Source organism: Halomonas sp. ND22Bw (genome assembly GCF_003011945.1).
Classification (GTDB): Bacteria; Pseudomonadota; Gammaproteobacteria; order Pseudomonadales; family Halomonadaceae; genus Halomonas; species Halomonas halophila.
The window spans coordinates 1-271 of the sequence record NZ_PXWD01000888.1 but is presented as its reverse complement, the minus strand read 5'-3'; the positions used below and the strand labels follow the sequence as shown (position 1 = coordinate 271).

At 71.2% G+C, this 271-nt stretch carries 1 protein-coding gene; it reads left to right on the top strand.

Annotated features, from left to right (window positions below; translation table 11 throughout):
- Positions 1–77: 77 nt before the first annotated feature.
- On the top strand, positions 78–271 hold a 194-nt coding region (locus CVH10_RS20715), incomplete at its 3' end, for a hypothetical protein (protein WP_219924916.1).

Here is a 271-nt window from a genome sequence, read left to right as displayed (position 1 = left end):
GCCTTGGTCCGCCAAGGGGTCGCGTTCGAGCAGTGCGCCAGCCCGTGATGGACGCGGCGCGCGAGGGAGTTTTGAGAATGATCGGCAGTGGGTATCGGGCACCGTTGTTCGCGGCGGCCCTCGCGGCGCTCGCCTGCATGGCGGGCCGCGCGGATGCGGCGCAATGCGGCAACACCGCCGCCGGCTTCGAGTCGTGGAAGCGCGAATTCTCCGACGAGGCCCGAGGCCGGGCGAGTGCCGCGAGCCTCGCGGCACTGATGGGGACGACCTA